The following is a 17,800-nucleotide window of genomic DNA, read 5'->3' as shown; positions in this document are numbered from 1 at the left end:
GAGAAGGATGGTTGATGGAGGAATGCTAACAAAACATGAGGCAACAACCCTGAAGCCAAGGGATAGAGGCCGAAGAGAGCAGCAAAGAACATAAAGCGCGCTAAAGAGTGCTCGAATTCCCGCTAGCATTCCTGAACGAGAGGGATAGTAGACAAAAGGAAGCCGAAGAAGGAATAGTTGATGGAGGTGTGCTAACAAAACATCGCGCAGCAACCCTGAAGCAAAGGGATAATGACCAAAGAGCAGCAAGGAACATAAGGCCCTCTCAAGGTTCCTGAATTTCCACTAGGCTCCCTGAACGAGGGGGATAGTAGTCAAAGAAAAATAGGAGAAGAGATGGTCGATGTAAGGTGTCAAGAGAATTCCGGGTATCACTCTGACACAATGGGATAGTGGTCGTAGAGGCCCGGCATAATACTCACCTTTCAAAACAAGGCAGAAACCACCAAATTATCATCACCAACCCATTCCCACCATGGATTTAGTGGAAAACATGATATGCATCACAGCCTCGAAAGGAGCAGCTCTACTATAATGAAAAGAGGCTCCGATGAAAGAAGGGATTAGCGATGAACTGGGGAGAAAATCTACTTGATGTACCGGGATTTTATATAGAAGAACAAACCTTGCGTGTGATTCAAGATTATATGTTTAGTGGTTTTCACATTTTACTTTCAGGGAATCCGGGTTGCGGAAAAACGGAATTTGGCCAGGTATGGGCAAAAGCCTATGGACTCCCTTATCATAAAGTCAATAGCGGAGCGATTCGGAGTCCGAGGGACTGGTTTGGGCGTTGGGAGTTTCGGGAAGGGAAAGGCACCATTTTTGTCCCAAGTAAATTTATTGAAATGATTGAACAGCCTGGACTCATCATTATCGACGAAATCAATCGAACCACGCCAGATAATCACAATCCAATTATGAATATTTTAGATGGAAACCGCGAAGTGTACGTTGAGGAATTGAACCGGATGGTTCACGTGCATGAAAAAACTCTATTTTTGGCTACGCGAAACATTGGGAGACAGCATACCGGGACTTTTCACTTGGACCATGCGCTAGAGGATCGGTTCCAGGAGATCAGACTGCTGCTCCCCCCGGAATCGGCGATCATTGATTTATTGCAAAAGCGCTATCCAATTAACACAGAAGATGCACGTCAAATTGCGGCTATTACGAGAAAGCTGAACGACATGTATGAAGAGGAATTACTTAGCAAAACGATGGGATTGCGGCCTGCATTAGCAGCAGCAGCACTCCTTGCCAGAGGAAATACACTAAAAACAGCGCTAACCTACTCTTTTGTTAATCGTTATTCACATGAAGGCGGAACAGATAGTGAACAAACTTCCGTCATCCAGGCCATTCAAGGGGTGGTGGGGTATCGTGTCCTCACTTAATACATTTTTAGATGGTTTGTTCCGGCCCTATGTTAACGGTTGGCTACCGGGAATCAAGCGGGCGACGAAAGAAGAATTAGACCCAGTCTATAGCCAAGTGTGGTTAAAGCGAGTCGAAGATCCGCTGCAGCAAAAAGGGATTGATCGGGCCAAATCGTTGTACGCCGTGATGCAGGGGGTTTTTCGAGTCATAGCAATCATATTTGGGTCAAACCTTTGCAGGGTTACTTTTGAGGGAGAAGATGAGAAACAGGAAGTGAAGAGTAACACGCCGTCAAGCGTTAGACTTACCTGGAATCCTGTGATCCATCGGCCACGGGGATATAGTTTTTATGATGCAGTTGACGTCATCGTCGGATCGGCAATCCACCAGGCAGCCCATTTGCGTGAAGGAAGCATAGTGAAACCATTTAGGGATATCGAGGAGGAAGAACAGCGAAAAGTATTGGAAATTCTTTATCATTTGGTACTCGATGTGTTTCATGATCAAATCATTACCTTCCTGTACCCAGGGTACGAGGGCTATTTACTTAAATACAGACATTACCTATTACATGAAGAGCTGCTAAAACAATGGGGACAGAAAAGTCACACGCGGGTGAACCTGCTTTATCAAGCTTTGCGTTCGACGGAACCGGTACCGCTTTACAAACGAAATGTGCAGCGGGCCTACTTTTTTATGCTTCATCACCTGTCCAACCACCAAACGGTTGATGACTTAAGAAAACTTGATGCTGTGAAATTGGCGAAACAACTATACACGATTCTTTTCGATGAGAAGGCCTTTACTCACACACGTGAACTCAACTATATGTCAGAACGATTTGTCATGGCAGAAGAGGGTCTTCCGACACCTGGGGAGAACGGAAAACAAAAAGGTGGCAAAAGGAATCAAAGCCAAGAGGGAACTCGCCGCCGGGAACCCCAACAGATGGAGATGAAAAGTCACGTCCCAATTACCGGAGCCTTGCTCAAGGAGCTGAAAGAAGATCACCAAGATCTTGTTAACCCCATCGAAATGGAGGTCGGCAAGCTGGTCCCGCTGCCCGCAGGTGAATCGGTGAAAACCGCCGATTGGAATAGCCTTCTTCACCAGGAAGGAAGCGCGGGGACGGCCTTTTCCAGGCGGGGGTTAAAGCGGCAGGATATGGAAAATATGAAGAGGTTGAAAGATGAAGAGTATACAAGCCTCGACCATACGGATGCAAAATTCCATTATCAAATTTGGCGGCAAACCCCAAAGCTTACTGCAGAATTAAAAAGCGAGTACGCCTATGAGCGGGAAGCGATCCAAAGCCAAATTGTTTTGCTTCGCAATCAATGGGCATGGTCCAACACCAAAAGAGTAATGCACCAGTATGGGTTGAAAAGTGGTCGGCTTGACGAGGATGCGCTTTTTCAGGCAAAGTATTCACAGGAAGTTTTTATGAATCCGATTATCGAGAATACCAGAACAAGGCAGTTAGACGTCGTGTTGTTAATTGATGCCAGCTCTTCGATGTACGAACAAGCGGAAGGAACCACGATACCCAAATATCGGGCAGCCCGCCAAATGGCGGCTTTGTTTGTCGAGTCGTTGGAACCCGTTGACTCCGTTCAGACTTGGGTGTACTCATTTATGCAGGATTCAAGCCAATCGGTGTTACTTCAGGAATTGTATACCCCTCGCCGAAATGCGCGGAAAGAGCGGATCGCTGCCCTTCGTCCCGGCAGAAGGACACCGGAGTATGAGGCATTGCTTGCCGTTTCAAAATTAGTGGAAAACGAAGGTAGACAGGGTGTACAGAAAGTGCTTCTCGTCCTTTCTGACGGACAGCCAGGAGATGATATGATCCCCTATCATGTTCAGAAAAAGAAAATCAAAGAGCTGGTCACAAAACTGCAGAACCAGGGTTACCTCATCATCCAGCTGGCTTTAGGACCTGAAGCCCTATCGAAGGAGATGTACAGTCATTTTGTTGCTTTTCCAAAGGAAGGATACCGAGGGCTTGTTATAAGTTTTGGAAAGCTGCTGAAAAGTCTTTTATAGCTTTGTGCAGATTCCCGCTGTTCAAGACTTTTTTACTTGTTCTGTTCATTAATTATAGAACTCTGCCAGGAGCCTGGTCGTATTTTATTGGCAGCTTCAACAGAAAATAGGGATAACCAACTTTTATTGGGCTGCATTTTTGATGCGGTCCAATTTGTTTCTTCCCTAATTCCTGATGTAAACGGGCAAAATATATTTTACAGACCTTTCCGGTTATTGCTATTATAATCAATGTTCTTTAAAATTTAAGCTGGAATTGTGTTCAACTTGCGAGTTAACGAGGAAGGAGGCGTAAGATGAGATTAGCAATGATTGCTGATGATTTAACGGGAGCAAATGACAGTGGAGTCCAACTGGCCAGATTCGGATTACATACCTCGGTTCTTTTTCACCCGGATGAAGAGGCTTTAGGGAAAAATGAAGCGGTTGTGCTGGATACGGACAGCAGGTCACTTCCTCCAGACGAGGCTTACCAAAAAGTCAAAGAGGCTTCTCAGTTAATTAAGGAAAAGAAATTTGATGTAATTTTTAAAAAGATCGATTCAACCCTTAGAGGGAATCTTGGTACGGAAATAGATGCCATCTATGACGTGTTTCAGCCTGATCTGGTTGTCATCGCTCCAGCATATCCGAAAAACGGCAGACAAACGATGGATGGTATCCATTATTTAAACCAGCAAAAAGTGAGCGAAACGGAGATTGCCAAGGATCCTAAAACCCCGGTTCGTGAATCCTATATTCCCACATTGTTGGAAGGTCAAACTAAACATCGAGTCGGATTAATTACCCTGGAGGATTTGGATATTGGCCTTGATGCTGTTCTGACAAAGCTGCAGGACCTTAAACAACAAGGGATTTCTTATGTGGTTTTTGATGCGAAAGAAGAGGATGATTTGCGCCGGCTGGCCGGTTTTGTTTTGCAAAGCAACTATTCAGTTTGTTGGGTCGGATCGGCCGGATTAGCCAACCATCTGCCAGACATCTATGGGTTGCAAATGAAAAAGCAAGTAGTGGAGATCCCGCGAGATGGAAAACCAGTCCTGTTGGTGGTTGGAAGTGTAAGTGGGGTTTCTCGAAAACAGCTGGATTTGGTCCTTGAGCAACCGGGTATCAAAGGCATTGCAGTACAATCGTCAGCCGTTGTTTCGAGTTCGGAAGACAAGAGGGTCGAGATTGGTAAAGCCTACGATCAAGCTGTCAACGATCTAAATGCAAGTGCCCGCTGTTTGGCCATTTACTCTTCCGGAACGCCAGAGGATATTCGTCAGGCACAGCAAGTCGGAAAGCAGCACGGCTTTGATGAACGGGAAGTAAGCAATCTGATTTCTCAAGCTTTAGGAGAGGTTGCCGCTAAGCTTCTCGAAGTGTTTCAGATCAAAGGCCTTGTCTTGACTGGCGGCGATACAGCGAAACAGGTTTGCAATCAGTTGGGAATTACAGGCTTTAAGTTGATTGATGAAGTGGAAATTGGGATTCCATTAGGAAAAACAGTGGGAAAAAGAGAGCTTTATGCGATTACGAAAGCAGGGGCCTTTGGCACAGAACGTTCATTGCTTCATTCCATCAAAAAATTGCAGGGGGAAGATATCCAATGAAACCGGTAATCGGAATAACTATGGGGGATGCTGCTGGCGTTGGTCCCGAAATTATTGTTAAAGCGTTGCTGGACAAAAACGTATACGAGCAATCCCATCCACTTGTGATCGGTGACGCTAAAATTTTAGAGCGGGCAAGAAAAATTGTAGGTGCAGATGTCGAGATTCATCCCATTCAAAATGTAAGTGATGCTAAGTTTTCATGTGGGACCATTGATTGTATGGATCTTGATCTTTTGCCTGTAGATTTGCCATTCGGTGAGGTTTCCTCTGCAGCTGGAGATGCTGCTTTTCGATTTATTGAAAAATCCGTGGAATTGGCCCAAAAAGGTGATATCCAGGCCATATGCACGGCGCCGCTGAATAAGGAGGCCCTTCACAAAGGGGGTCATATATTTCCAGGGCATACTGAAATTTTGGCTGAGTTGACGGGGACCAAGGATTTCTCCATGATGCTCTCTTCACCAAAGTTAAAGGTTATTCATTTAACCACACATGTTGGACTAATCAAAGCCATTGAGATGATCAATCCCGAGCGCACCTATACGGTCGTCAAGCTGGCGCATGAGACCCTAACAAGGGCCGGGATGAAAAACCCCAGCATTGCAGTCTGCGGAATCAACCCCCACGCAGGGGAAAATGGTTTGTTCGGTAATGGGGAAGAAGAAGAGAAGCTTGTCCCCGGTATTGAAAAAGCCAAATCCGAAGGGATCAATGTGTCTGGTCCACATCCTGCGGATACATTGTTCTTCCGTGCCGCTCGCGGTGATTTCGATATGGTTGTGGCTTGTTACCACGATCAAGGTCATGGACCCATCAAGGTGTTAGGTTTGGAGGCCGGTGTAAACATAACGGTGGGGCTGAAAGGTGGAATTATCCGTACTTCCGTTGATCACGGAACAGCCTTTGATATTGCCGGTAAAAATATTGCAGACGAACGCAGTATGCTTGAGGCGATTCGCATTGCCATTGAGTTAGCTCCGAAAGACCAAAAATAGATTTACCCTATTGTTTTTTTATGGACGGACCACTCCATTGTTTGAGAAAGGGGGTGGTTCGTTTGTTTTTAAATTGCCGAAGAGCTACCCTTGGTATATGTATTCTTATACTCTATGCCCACTATCCCCTTCTCTCAGACGACAAAACTTCGTGCCATCGTGTTCCTCCTATTTTTCTTCGCGAATTCGCGAAATAGAGAAAGGGTGGGTTCCTGGGGTGCTAGATTGTTTTGTCTCCTTATGTCCACTATCCCTTTTTCTCAGGAGAGACTCGGGTGGGGGGGTTGCTCAATTTTATCGTAAATGGGGAGCCAATTTTTGAACTCCTCTTTTTTGTTTTTTTGTGGGTTTAGGGGCCTACATCGCCTGTAAGAGGTTTGACTCCCTGTTTTTTTCTCCTTCTTCTGGTCACCTGCCAGTAGTTCGCCTTCTTCGTAGCGGCACATAGCTGAATAAGACCCTGGAAAAGGGGGGCTTGATCCAGTGCCTGATTGACCCGATAGCAAAACTCGTCCAAATAAGCCTGCAAATGGCGAATACCGATCCCATGAAAGGTTTCGTTCAACCACTGAGAAGCCTTTTTGAAATAAGGATATCCTATCTTGAGTCTGCGCGGCTTGAGTCGTTGCGTGATATATTCTACGTCAGAATCCTCTGCCTCAATATACCTCTCCGCAAACGACTTTTTTTGTGGAGTCGAAATCAACTTCTCTCTCGGAGATTCCATGAGCAGTTTCATTTTGATATAGGAGGGTTGTTTTTGTTCATTCAGGGATGTACCCACAAGGAGAAAATGCTCTTTGGGATGGGTCTGGTGATATATGTTGTAGGGGTGTCCATAGCAGGCATCGTGTACTTGGACCATGCCGGACAAGAGATGGGTAGCATCGGATTCGCTCATGGCCCTACGGATCTTCTGAAGGATTAGCCAGGAGGTTTTGTAGGTAACTTGGATGATCTCTTTCAGTTGTACCGCGTTGATCCCAGGAGAAGGGCGGGAGGCCAAAAAGATGGCAGTAAACCATTTTTGCAAGGGGGTCGGGCTCCCTTCCATAATGGTTCCGACGGTTAAAGACGTTTGATGGCTGCACTGGGCACACTCGTAGAGGGGAAGCCGGCGGGTCGTGATCAGATAGTAATGTCGATGGCTGCATTTGGGGCAGACAAACCCATGAGGCCATTTCATGTGAAACAGATAGTCTGCACAGATGTCCTCGGAGTGAAAACGGTCTTGAAATTGATCTAGGGTCAACGTAACCATTAATGAATCCTCCTCCAAATCAAACATTAGTTCTACTTACACAATAACAAACACATGTTCCTATGTAAAGAGAAAGTTTTCGACAAAGGTTTAAGCAATAGCTTCTGACAGAGAGGGATAATGGTCAAAGGAAAGCGCGAATAGGTATAGTCGACAGAGTGGTGCCAAGAGCCAAGAGAATCTCGGGTATCACCTGAAAGAAAGGGATATTGGTCAAAAGGAGCGCGCAGAAGGGAAGGTCGGAGGAGGGTGCCATCAACACATGGGGTATCATCCCTGACAGAGAGGGATAATGGTCAAAGGAAAGCGTGAATAAGTATAGTCGACAGAGTGGTGCCAAGAGCCAAGAGAACACCAGAAAGCAACCCTGAATGCAAGGGATAGTGATCAAAAGGAGCGGGAGGACGGGGTGGTCGAAAGAAGGTGTCAGGAGAAACTTGGAGCAGCACCCATCCCTGACAAAATGGGATAGTGGTTAAAAGGGTAGGAGAATATAATATAGTAGACTCTTGGACTCCAATCTAGTTATGGTCCAACTGTCCACTGTCCATTTACGAAAACTAAAAAAGAACCCCCGTAGGATTCTTTTTTTATCCCATTCTTGACGAGATGGTTTTAGCGGCGATGCCGCCTTGTCCGACTGCTAATGAAATGCTGGAATAAACGGGGTGGGTGCAGACGTCACCAACGGCAAAAATGTCGCTGTAGCTGGTTTGATGGGTTTTGTCTATGATAATATACTTGTCTTTATCTAAGTCGACAATTCCCTGGAGTAACTCACTGTTTGGCGACATTCCAATACGAATAAAAACGGCATCTACAGGGAGAAATGTGGTTTTTTTCGTTCCAGTAGTCACCAACTCGATCCCGGAAACGGACCGGTCGCCCACAATACGATGTGCTACCGTATGGGTCAAAACCTGAATTTGTGGATGGCCGAGAACGGGCCCTATATATTCGCTCCTTGCCCTAAACTGGTCTGTGCGATGGATCAGGAATACATGCGCGCCGCTGTTTGCAAGGAGAAGAGCACCTTCGAAAGCGCGATCGCCGCCTCCGATCACGGCGACTTGCTTGTTCTTAAATTTGAACCGGTCCTTTGAGGCAGAATAACGCTCCCCTCGTTTGATCATTTCGTCCTCACCCGAAATGTGAAGTCTTCGAAAAGAAGATCCGGTGGAAAAGATCAGAAAGCGATAACCTAGTTGAAACTCCTGCTGCTCTGGTTCAACAACCGTAACAATCCGTTTTTCCGGATCAATCGCTTTAATAGAAGTGTTCAGCCTATACGAGCACTGCAGATCTTCCATATGATGCAAAAGAGAACTTTGCAGCTCTTTTCCATTCGGACTTAGGAGACCTGGGTAATCGATAATTTGGTTTTGAATTTCTAGAAGTTGCCCACCTAAGGTATCGCGAGCTTCCAGAAGAAAATGATTCAAGCCTAATCGTTTGCACCAGATTGCCGCAGAGATTCCCGCAGGTCCTCCACCGACAATCACAACATCGGCGTACTTTTTCACTGATTTTCGCCCCACTTGTGTACCCATTTTTCAAACTCCAACCAATTTTTCACCCGCTCTACAGCAAGATCCCGATTATATGGATAGTCCATTGCCACCACCGGTCTCCCGGTTTTTTGGAAAGCAAGAAGATTGTGCGGTGCGTCATCAAACAGCAAATCCCCGCGAATCATTTCCTTGCGATGCGTGAAAATCAGGTTATGCCTGCCAATAAAAGGGAGATGTTCCTCCACCCATTGTTCTTTTTCTGTATAGGCATAGGTTCGGCTGCTGGTGACAATCAAAATTTCATAGCTTCTTTTTAGTCGCTGAAGGACCTCCACTGCAAAAGGGTAAGCTTTCAGCTTGAGGAAAATCCCGGGTTCATCCAAATAATCATAGATTTTCATCCCACATTCAGGTTTTACATAGTTTTCCGATTTCCAACAGAGAAGCTTGTCCACCGTTAGATGATCGTGATAGTCCGCATTATAGCGGCGATGCCACTCCGACATCAGGTCGCAGATCACCGAATCCATATCAATGAGGAGCGTTTTCAATTTGCAACACCCTTTAACCACTTTAATAATCATAGTTTATCAAAATAGGAGAGAAAATACACTTTTCCTAACTATGAATAAAACAGGTTTATTAAGGGTTTGCTTTGGTCATAATGATACTAAACCTATTTCTTTCAAAAGATTTTACGCACGGGAAGGAAATAGTGTGTTAATGATAGAATCTATTTTTAAATCTATTGATTTGGAGGGATTGGAATGAACAAACCGGAACTGATCTCTTTCGTAGCGGAACAAACAGGCTTATCAAAGAAAGCAGCAGCAAAAGCGGTAGACGCGGTGTTCAGCGCTATTCAAGGATCTTTAAAAAAGGGCGAGAAGGTTTCGTTGATCGGGTTTGGGAACTTTGAGGTAAGAGAGCGTGCAGCGCGTAAAGGACGCAATCCGCAGACCGGCGAGGAAATTGAGATTTCAGCGTCAAAGCAGCCCGCTTTTTCAGCAGGAAAAACATTAAAGCAAGCAGTGAACCAATAAATTTTAGCAGAAACGAAAAAAAGAAAGAGGAATCCTCACCCGAAGGTGTGAATCCCTCTTTTTTTTGTATTCAACGGTATTATTTCATGCCAAGCTTTTCTTTCCCTGCTTCCAAAACCTCGATAATGCGGTCTACGTCATAGATTCCGCCTCTCCAGGTTCCGCCGCTTACGCCTTGAAGAGCAGCCCACAGACGAGTGTCGTCTGGCAAATCTGGATCCTGACGAAGATCAGGATGCTGTTCTCTGGCTGCGAGGACAGCTGCGCCTTCTTCTGGTGTATAGGATTTATCATCTTCACCGACAAAGTTTACACTTCCGACAAGGGTATTCCGGTCGACAGTAATTTCGATTACGTCGCCGTTGCGAAGTTTACTGATTGGACCGCCTGCAAGAGCTTCAGGCCCAACGTGTCCGATACAAGCCCCTGTGGAGACCCCGGAGAAACGGGCATCAGTAACCAAGGAAACGTACTTCCCAAAGGATAAGTGTTTTAACGCAGAAGTTAACTGATACGTTTCTTCCATCCCTGATCCAGAAGGACCGCGACCCATAACAACCATAATATCGCCGGCTTTGATGCCGCCTGTTTTGATTGCTTTAATGGCATCTTTCTCGGTTGTAAAGACTTTTGCTTTTCCTTTATGACGATAAACCCCATCTTCCCCAACAACAGATGGATCGATGGAAGTGGACTTAATGACCGAACCTTCTGGAGCAATGTTTCCAGTTGGGAACGTAACAGTAGAAGTCAGACCACGAGATTTCGCTTGATCAGGGCTCATGATGACATCATCTGGATCCACACCGTCAGCTTCAATAAGATGTTTTCTCATTTTTGCGCGACGCTCGGAATCTTCCCACCAGTCAAGGATGGTATCTAATTTTTCACCAGTAACAGTCAAGACGTTTGTATCCAATACACCCATGCGGCGCAAGTGAAGCATAACTTCAGGTACCCCACCAGCAAGGAATACGCGAACTGTTGGATGATAGATCGGTCCGTTTGGAAGTACACTGACAAGACGTGGCACTTCACGGTTCACCGCACTCCAGTCTTCAACCGTTGGCAGCGTACATTTTGCAGCATAGGCGATTGCAGGGATATGAAGCAATAGGTTAGTTGAACCACCGAATGCAGCATGAAGAATCATCGCGTTGCGAATCGCTGCATCTGTTAAGATATCACGGGTTTTCAATCCTTTCGCTTCCATCTCAATGACCGCACGAGCAGAAGCACGTCCCATTTCTTCCCAAACCAATTGTCCGGATGGAGCAAGCGCAGCATGTGGGATGGTCAAGCCAAGGGCTTCCGCAACGACCTGAGCTGTTGCCGCAGTACCTAAGAACTGACAGCCTCCACCAGGTGTAGCACAAGCGCGGCAGCCTAGATCAGCTGCATCCTGTAAGGAAAGCTCATTGTTTGCATAACGTGCACCGATGGTTTGGATCGTTCCAGCATCTTCTCCGTTGGTTGGCGGAAGCGTGACCCCACCAGGTACGATGATCGTTGGCAGGTCATGCATGGCAGACAAAGCCACCATGGTTGCTGGCATCCCTTTGTCACAAGTAGCCACCCCAATAACCGCTCTGCGAGTAGGCAAAGAACGAATCAAACGACGGAAAACCATCGCCGCGTCATTCCGGTATGGGAAAGAATCGAACATTCCGGTTGTACCTTGGGAACGACCGTCACAGGGGTCACTAACATATCCAGCAAAAGGAACCCCACCTAGTTTTGTAATTTCCTCTGCGGCCGCTTTCATCAATAAGCCGACTTCCCAGTGACCAGTATGGTAACCTAGAGCAATGGGCGTCCCGTCTTCGGCGCGAATCCCACCCTGGGTACTAAGGATAAGGATTTGTTTTCCGTTTAATTTCGTCGGCTGCCAACCCATCCCCACGTTTTGGCTTAAACCAAACAAATCACCGCTTGGTGAGTTAAGCAGCATTTCAGGTGTTAAAGGCAAAGAACCAGATGCCCCGGCGGCATGGGTTTGGATCTTGTACAGATCTTCCCGTTCTGATCCCATAATGTTATTTAAGGATGTACTCATTTTATTCTCTCCCCCGATATAATAAAAATGAAATACTTGAAATTTTGTCTAGGATGAATCTTTCGTCTTACACGTCCCATTTTACTATTAAAAATTTGGTTTGTCGTTCATTTATTAAAAAAAGAATCGTGGTTTTATTTCCAATATTTTACCCAATGTTGACAAGCTTGCTTTGGTTTTGAGGGGGTCATTTGGTAGTATGGAGGAAACGCCTTAATTTACTCGGAAAGAATGGAGAAGCAAGATGGAAAAGCTGCAAAATTTACTCACCGAACTACTTAATCATCAACAATTACTAGAAGGGATTTTAAGCAATGTCAGAAGCAAAGATCCCGAATCCTATAACAAGGTGCAGGTTAAACAGGTGGAGTTAAAGGGAGAACTTTATTTACAGTTCAGCTATTTTTATGAAAAGAAAGTCCTTCATGAAAATATTCTGCTAGGGGAAGCAACCGAAAAACTCATGCAATTGTTTACGGAAAAGTTCAAGCAAGGCATGCTGCACACAGAGGAAGCGGATTATCAGATTCTGATCAGCAAAAAACATAAGGTCACGATCCTCAAAAAGAATCCCACGAAGAAAAAGGACCCGGTTGCCCTTTCCCATAACCGCAAGAAAAATTATCTGCTGGAAGAAGGCGTTCCTGTTCCTTTCCTTGTGGAGCTTGGGGTGATGACGGCGGAAGGAAAAGTCGTGGCCAAGAAATACGATAAGTTTCGGCAGATCAATCGCTTTCTGGAAATGGTGCAGGATATTGTCCCTCATTTAAGCCGTGACAAAACCGTGCAGATTATTGACTTCGGCTGCGGGAAGTCCTACCTCACTTTTGCCTTGTACCATTATTTACGAGAGCTGCAGGGGCTTTCCATTCGCGTGGTAGGGCTGGATTTGAAAGCCGATGTGATTCGCCATTGCAACGCGCTGGTGGAGAAATTCGGCTATGATCAGCTCAGTTTTCAGGTGGGGGATATTGCCCAGTACGAGGAAACCGCCCAGCAAGTGGACATGGTCGTGACCCTGCACGCGTGTGATACGGCAACCGATGCGGCTTTGGAAAAGGCGATCCGCTGGGGAGCAGAAGTGATCCTGTCAGTCCCTTGCTGCCAACATGAGATGTTTTCGCAAATGGAAAACGAGGCCTTGGAACCCCTACTCAAACATGGGATCTTAAAAGAAAGATTTTCCGCTTTAGCAACCGATGCCGCACGGGCCCAGTTGCTTGAGATCATGGGCTATAAAACACAGCTGCTGGAATTTATCGACATGGAACACACCCCGAAAAACCTGTTGATTCGGGCGGTCAAAGGCGGGGGACAGGGGTCTCCAGAAGATCTGCAAAAATACCTGCAATTTAAGCAAGCTTTAGGGATTGATCCGTACTTGGAAAGGGCTTTGGAAGATCGGCTGAAAGTAGTAAAGCGGGAGGAATCGTGAAGATGGTATAATGAAAACATTTAAACCATTGTCTTCGTTTGAAGGAGAATACCATTATGTTTAAATGCTTTGTAGTTGCCCCATACAAAGGTTTTCGTGATTTAGTTTTGTCTGTTGCGGATTCCTACCCTTTTCAAATCGAAGTGGGGATGGGCAGTCTGGAAGAAGGGCTTGCCCTGGCAAAAGAAGCAGAACGGCAGGGCTTCGATGTCATAGTCGGCCGCGGCGGAACAGCGAGGTTAATTGAAGAGAACTGCCAGGTTCCGGTTGTCGAGGTGAAGGTGACAAGCTATGATATCCTGCGGGTGTTGACCCTTTTGAAAGGATATCAGGGGAAAATCGGGATCATTGGGTCTTCCAATATGGTACATGATGTGGCATTGATTGCTGAGCTTTTGGAAATCGAAGTCATTCAGTTGATTATCCGGAATGAACAAGAAGTAGAAACGGCTCTAAAAGAAGCAACTCGGGCTGGACTCAATCTGCTCATTGCTGACGTGGCAGCGGGATCGCTTGCCGAGAAGAAGGGATTTACCGCAGTCCTGATCACCTCTGGCAAAGAGGCGATAACCGTAGCTTTGGACGAGGTTAGACAGATGATTCAGTTTCATGAATACAGGCAAAAGGAGATTGAGCAAAAGATCCTTCCGCGTCCGAGCCACCCCGTGGAAATGGATCAGCCAACCTTAGGCCAGTTGCTACGTACAATGGAAATTACCTCGGAGGTGTATGAAGGGGCGCAAAAATATAGCCGGCTGCGGGAGCCTATCTTACTTTGTGGAGAATATGGCACAGGCAAACGGCGGTTGGCCAAGGCGATTCATCAGGGAAGCCCTTTTTCCGATGGACCTTTCGTTGTGCTCGATCCACAGAGTGACCCGCAAACCGTAAATTTTGATGCCTTATTCGATCCCAAACATGGACTGCTGTCTCTGGCCCATCGCGGGACACTTTTCATCCAATCGGTGGAATCCCTGCCGATGCCAGTTCAAGGGCAGCTCTATAAACTTTTGTTAACCCCACAGTTGGATTTTCAATGTGTGTTTGCTAGTTCGATCGATCTAAGAGAAGCGATGGAAAATGGAAAGCTTCATCCGGACCTGTTCTTCCTCCTATGGCAAACCCACCTGGACCTGCCTCCCTTGCGAGAACGGTTAGACGAGTTGGAGGATATGATCCGCCTTTACATCGCAGAAATGAATGAATCCATGGGGACAGAAGTAGCTGCTGTCAAACCCGATGTATTCGAAGCGCTGCGTTCTTATACCTGGCCGGGGAACATCACGGAATTGAAGGCCATCATCCGCTTGCTCGTGCAAAATTGTTCAACCATGTTTATCACGATGGAATCGGCTCAACCGGTTCTGGACCAGCATCTCGCAAGGAATGCACAGAAGCTGCAATTAAGTCAGTGGATTGGCAAAAAAACATTAGAAGAAATGGAAATGGAAATCATCGACACGGTCATAGAAGAAGAGGATAACAACCAATCAAGGGCTGCAAAACGACTTGGCATAGACCGTAGTACTTTGTGGAGAAAAAGAAACACACCCAAACGGATGGAAGTAGATATCGTTGCCAAAGGGGCAGAAGATGAACCGTAAAATGCGGGTCTTCGCCCTTTTTTTCTTTATAAATTGATGCAAAATGCAACGTTATTTGAATGGATGGAACCTTATAACAAAAATAATATTGTATTTTAAAACATACAGTTTATAATGAAAATTAGGACGATTGGAAAAGGGGGCTGAGGCTATATGAAGGGATGTTTTTATCGAAGTTGGTTGCTTTTTTTATGCATTGCTATAGGTAGTATGTGGATTGTCTCCGGTTGTCAAACCACCCCGGTTGGCCCCGCGGATCGGGAAACATCCGAACCCGCTTTTCCATCTTCGCAAACCCCTGTTGTAAAGGCCGATGCGGCAGAACACCTTCTCTTGCGGATTGCCTTCACCCAAGGGAAAGAGGGGATTATGTTCCAGGCTGCTGAACGATATCAGCGGAGAGTCCAAGAGATGTCTAAAGGGAGAATTATCATTGAAACCTTGCCAGACGGACAAATGGGTACGGAGAATAATCAATGGGAAGCCTTACAAAAAGGCAGCATTGAGATGATGATCGCCCATTCTATTCTGGATCAGATTGCTCCGGAATTTCTTGTATTTGAAATCCCGTTTTTTTTTGCCGGCCGTGCCGAAGTGGAGCGGTTTCTTAATAGCAGATTGTGGCAGGTTGATTTTCAGGAGATTCTCGGAGAAAAGGGATTAACGGGCATGGGGATTTGGGATAGCGGGTTCCGACAAATGACAAATCAGAAGAAAGTGATTAAGAAGCCCGAGGATCTGGCGGGGTTAAGCATCCGGATCCCGCAAAATCCGTACCGGGAAGCCTTATTTCAAGCCCTGCAAGCGAAACCGACCTATATCCCTTTTCACGATTTACGACCCTATCTTCAACAGAGGATAGTGGACGGACAGGAGAGCACACTGCTTACCATAGAAGGGGAGCGCCTCGCGGACATTCAACCCTTCGTATCGCTTACCAATCATATCTACTCCCCAACGCTTTTGCTCGCCAATCAGAATTGGTTTGCACAGCTTGCAGCAGAGGATCAGCAAGTGCTCTTAAAGGCGGCTGAGCAGGTTGGAAAGGAAATAAGAGAAATGGTGAAGGAAAAAGAGCAGCAAATCATTAAGCAATTAAAGGAAAACGGGATGGTGGTCAGCACAGTGGACAGGGAGTCATTTCAGGACAAGGCGTTGCCTGTGATCGATCATCTAAAAAGACAGATGAACCCCGATTTTGTAGACAAGGTCATTCAACAAATTCAAGTAAAGGAAAAATGATGAGGTTCAAAAGAAGGGAAAGACCCTCAAATGAAGAAATTAATATAAATGCTTATTCCTATTGGGTACTTATGGGTAAAATAGGAAAGAGGAAAACCATGAACTGAGGGTGACTATGCAAATTTTTAAAATCATCGTTTTGATTTCCTTGGCTGTCATCAGTCTGATTCTTGCCTCCAATGCCATCCCGATTATGCTTGCGTTAGTGACAGCCATTTTGCTTGAACCGATCGTAAAACTATGGATGCGTTGGTTTCGCATGAATCGATTGTTCAGCGTAGCAACGACCTTTATTTTATTTCTACTATTTATGGGTGCCTTTACCTATTGGGCTAGCACCGTTCTCATTGTGCAAAGTATGGGATTTGCGCAGCGGCTTCCGGCCTTGTCGCAGCACTTCTTTGAGTGGGCTGAATCCTATGTGTTGGAATGGGAGCATTACTATGCTACCCTCCCGCCAGAAACCGTGTTTACCATTCAGCAGGTCCTCTTGTCCTTGAAAAATTCCGCCATTACGTTTGCAACCTCAATCACGAGATGGCTGTTCAGTTCGGTCGCAGCCCTGCCAGAACTTCTCTTGGTTTCACTTGTTTACTTGGTTGGACTCTTCCTCATTAGTTTGGATCTTCCAAAAATTCGAATCGTTTTTTTACGCCTATTTTCGCGGTCTGGCCGGGAAAAGGTGGAGCTTGTTTTAAATGAATTATCACGCGCCTTTGTCGGTTTTGTCGGAGCGCAACTGGTGTTAAGCCTGTTGACCTTCCTAATCACCGTAGCTGGTCTGATGATTCTAAATGTGAAATACGTTTTCGTCATTTCCCTCCTCATCGTCTTGGTCGATATCTTGCCGATACTCGGCACGGGATCGTTTCTTGTTCCATGGGCGGCATACAGCTACCTAGCGTTAAATAATTCCCATCTGGCCATTGGCCTGGTGATTTTGTTCCTGGTTATCACGGTTTTCCGTCGGACGATCGAGCCAAAAATTTTGGGGACAAGCCTGGGAATCAGTGCTCTGGCTGCCTTGACCAGTCTCTACATAGGTTTCCAGTTACTCGGATTCATTGGAATGATCTTGGGACCTGCAGTCGTGATTATTTTTGAGGCACTGCGAAAAGCGGGATTTTTGAAAATCAAAATCAATTTTTAAGGAGTAAAACAGATGTCCACGATTTATTTGATTACCCAATTTGATGTAGAAGATCTTGACCAAAAGTCATTTAACCAACATGTCTCCCAGCTTAATGAGACACTACAGAAAAATGGGTGTAACCTATTGATACACAGCGACCAGTTTGAGTTTTCCGTCTATGGAATAGAAGATACAGAGTATGCGAAAATCAAGGAGATCTGTGAAGCTTTCCATAAGTATTCTGTCGACATTGTCAAAACCGACTTCAACTTCGACTTCTTCACCTGGGTGGAAATTGAGGGCAATGAGAATTTCAGCGAAGAATTTAAAAGCGCGTTGCGTATGGCGCAAGGGAAACAATAGCCTAGTAGGAAGCGGGAAGCCGATCGTGTATCGGCTTCTTTGTGCGCTTGGCAGCGCACTATACTTATCGGGTTCAAGTCCCGTGTGCACCGACGGCCGGAAGCGCTAGCAGACAGACAGTGCGTCACCGT

At 45.9% G+C, this 17,800-nt stretch carries 14 protein-coding genes; 10 read left to right on the top strand and 4 right to left on the bottom strand.

Features of this window, described 5'->3' with window-relative positions:
* The first annotated feature begins 569 nt into the window (after positions 1-569).
* From J2Z37_RS21435 to pdxA, 4 genes are all read left to right on the top strand, one after another.
* Positions 570-1,400, top strand: coding sequence for an AAA family ATPase (locus J2Z37_RS21435; RefSeq protein WP_209812367.1), 831 nt, complete (start codon positions 570-572; stop codon positions 1,398-1,400).
* On the top strand, positions 1,387-3,429 hold the full coding sequence (locus tag J2Z37_RS26045; RefSeq protein ID WP_209812366.1) for a vWA domain-containing protein: 2,043 nt from the start codon (positions 1,387-1,389) through the stop codon (positions 3,427-3,429). Before J2Z37_RS21435 ends, J2Z37_RS26045 begins: the two co-directional genes overlap by 14 nt.
* A gap of 296 nt (positions 3,430-3,725) precedes the next feature.
* On the top strand, positions 3,726-5,024 hold the full coding sequence (locus tag J2Z37_RS21425; RefSeq protein WP_209812365.1) for a four-carbon acid sugar kinase family protein: 1,299 nt from the start codon (positions 3,726-3,728) through the stop codon (positions 5,022-5,024).
* Positions 5,021-6,022 (top strand): 4-hydroxythreonine-4-phosphate dehydrogenase PdxA, encoded by a 1,002-nt coding sequence (gene pdxA, locus J2Z37_RS21420; protein WP_209812364.1) that lies wholly within the window; start codon positions 5,021-5,023, stop codon positions 6,020-6,022. Before J2Z37_RS21425 ends, pdxA begins: the two co-directional genes overlap by 4 nt.
* A gap of 349 nt (positions 6,023-6,371) precedes the next feature.
* On the opposite strand, the gene J2Z37_RS21415 is transcribed toward pdxA, so the two are convergent.
* The 3 genes from J2Z37_RS21415 to J2Z37_RS21405 form a co-directional block, all read right to left on the bottom strand.
* Entirely contained in the window at positions 6,372-7,283 is a 912-nt protein-coding gene (locus J2Z37_RS21415; RefSeq protein WP_209812363.1) for a transposase, read from the bottom strand.
* 590 nt (positions 7,284-7,873) lie between these two features.
* Positions 7,874-8,833, bottom strand: coding sequence for an NAD(P)/FAD-dependent oxidoreductase (locus J2Z37_RS21410; protein ID WP_209812362.1), 960 nt, complete (start codon positions 8,831-8,833; stop codon positions 7,874-7,876).
* Positions 8,803-9,324 (bottom strand): 5' nucleotidase, NT5C type, encoded by a 522-nt coding sequence (locus tag J2Z37_RS21405; RefSeq protein ID WP_245204081.1) that lies wholly within the window; start codon positions 9,322-9,324, stop codon positions 8,803-8,805. Before J2Z37_RS21405 ends, J2Z37_RS21410 begins: the two co-directional genes overlap by 31 nt.
* Before the next feature lie 237 nt (positions 9,325-9,561).
* Here J2Z37_RS21405 and J2Z37_RS21400 point away from each other — a divergent pair, with 237 nt between their 5' ends.
* Positions 9,562-9,837, top strand: a complete 276-nt coding sequence (locus J2Z37_RS21400) for an HU family DNA-binding protein (protein ID WP_209812361.1) — start codon at positions 9,562-9,564, stop codon at positions 9,835-9,837.
* A 79-nt stretch (positions 9,838-9,916) separates the two neighbouring features.
* On the opposite strand, the gene J2Z37_RS21395 is transcribed toward J2Z37_RS21400, so the two are convergent.
* Positions 9,917-11,893, bottom strand: coding sequence for a YjhG/YagF family D-xylonate dehydratase (locus J2Z37_RS21395; RefSeq protein WP_209812360.1), 1,977 nt, complete (start codon positions 11,891-11,893; stop codon positions 9,917-9,919).
* A gap of 244 nt (positions 11,894-12,137) precedes the next feature.
* Here J2Z37_RS21395 and J2Z37_RS21390 point away from each other — a divergent pair, with 244 nt between their 5' ends.
* The 5 genes from J2Z37_RS21390 to J2Z37_RS21370 all read left to right on the top strand — a co-directional run bounded on the left by J2Z37_RS21390 (position 12,138) and on the right by J2Z37_RS21370 (position 17,669).
* Complete coding sequence (locus J2Z37_RS21390) at positions 12,138-13,328, top strand: class I SAM-dependent methyltransferase (RefSeq protein WP_209812359.1); 1,191 nt, start codon at positions 12,138-12,140, stop codon at positions 13,326-13,328.
* Positions 13,329-13,384: 56 nt separating this feature from the next.
* The gene (locus J2Z37_RS21385) at positions 13,385-14,932 is read left to right on the top strand and encodes a sigma-54-dependent Fis family transcriptional regulator (RefSeq protein WP_209812358.1); all 1,548 of its coding nucleotides are present in this window, start codon (positions 13,385-13,387) and stop codon (positions 14,930-14,932) included.
* Positions 14,933-15,085: 153 nt separating this feature from the next.
* Positions 15,086-16,174, top strand: coding sequence for a TRAP transporter substrate-binding protein (locus tag J2Z37_RS21380; RefSeq protein WP_209812357.1), 1,089 nt, complete (start codon positions 15,086-15,088; stop codon positions 16,172-16,174).
* Between the two features lie 115 nt (positions 16,175-16,289).
* The gene (ytvI, locus tag J2Z37_RS21375) at positions 16,290-17,324 is read left to right on the top strand and encodes a sporulation integral membrane protein YtvI (protein ID WP_209812356.1); all 1,035 of its coding nucleotides are present in this window, start codon (positions 16,290-16,292) and stop codon (positions 17,322-17,324) included.
* Between the two features lie 12 nt (positions 17,325-17,336).
* Positions 17,337-17,669 carry a hypothetical protein gene (locus tag J2Z37_RS21370; protein WP_209812355.1) on the top strand — a complete coding sequence of 111 codons (333 nt, stop codon included), beginning with the start codon at positions 17,337-17,339 and terminating at the stop codon, positions 17,667-17,669.
* The last annotated feature ends 131 nt before the right edge of the window (positions 17,670-17,800 follow it).

The organism is Ammoniphilus resinae (assembly GCF_017873965.1).
Lineage (GTDB): Bacteria > Bacillota > Bacilli > Aneurinibacillales > RAOX-1 > Ammoniphilus_A > Ammoniphilus_A resinae.
The sequence above is the reverse complement of the archived record's forward strand: the minus strand, read 5'-3'. Positions and strand labels throughout refer to the sequence as shown.

Excerpts from the sequence above, each read along its gene's own strand:
- pdxA (WP_209812364.1), top strand. The coding sequence starts at position 5,021 with ATGAAACCGGTAATCGGAATAACTATGGGGGATGCTGCTGGCGTTGGT.
- J2Z37_RS21405 (WP_245204081.1), bottom strand. The coding sequence starts at position 9,324 with ATGGATTCGGTGATCTGCGACCTGATGTCGGAGTGGCATCGCCGCTAT.
- J2Z37_RS21395 (WP_209812360.1), bottom strand. The coding sequence starts at position 11,893 with ATGAGTACATCCTTAAATAACATTATGGGATCAGAACGGGAAGATCTG.
- J2Z37_RS21385 (WP_209812358.1), top strand. The coding sequence starts at position 13,385 with ATGTTTAAATGCTTTGTAGTTGCCCCATACAAAGGTTTTCGTGATTTA.
- J2Z37_RS21435 (WP_209812367.1), top strand. The coding sequence starts at position 570 with ATGAACTGGGGAGAAAATCTACTTGATGTACCGGGATTTTATATAGAA.
- J2Z37_RS21410 (WP_209812362.1), bottom strand. The coding sequence starts at position 8,833 with ATGGGTACACAAGTGGGGCGAAAATCAGTGAAAAAGTACGCCGATGTT.
- J2Z37_RS21400 (WP_209812361.1), top strand. The coding sequence starts at position 9,562 with ATGAACAAACCGGAACTGATCTCTTTCGTAGCGGAACAAACAGGCTTA.
- ytvI (WP_209812356.1), top strand. The coding sequence starts at position 16,290 with ATGCAAATTTTTAAAATCATCGTTTTGATTTCCTTGGCTGTCATCAGT.
- J2Z37_RS21425 (WP_209812365.1), top strand. The coding sequence starts at position 3,726 with ATGAGATTAGCAATGATTGCTGATGATTTAACGGGAGCAAATGACAGT.
- J2Z37_RS21390 (WP_209812359.1), top strand. The coding sequence starts at position 12,138 with ATGGAAAAGCTGCAAAATTTACTCACCGAACTACTTAATCATCAACAA.
- J2Z37_RS21415 (WP_209812363.1), bottom strand. The coding sequence starts at position 7,283 with ATGGTTACGTTGACCCTAGATCAATTTCAAGACCGTTTTCACTCCGAG.
- J2Z37_RS21370 (WP_209812355.1), top strand. The coding sequence starts at position 17,337 with ATGTCCACGATTTATTTGATTACCCAATTTGATGTAGAAGATCTTGAC.
- J2Z37_RS21380 (WP_209812357.1), top strand. The coding sequence starts at position 15,086 with ATGAAGGGATGTTTTTATCGAAGTTGGTTGCTTTTTTTATGCATTGCT.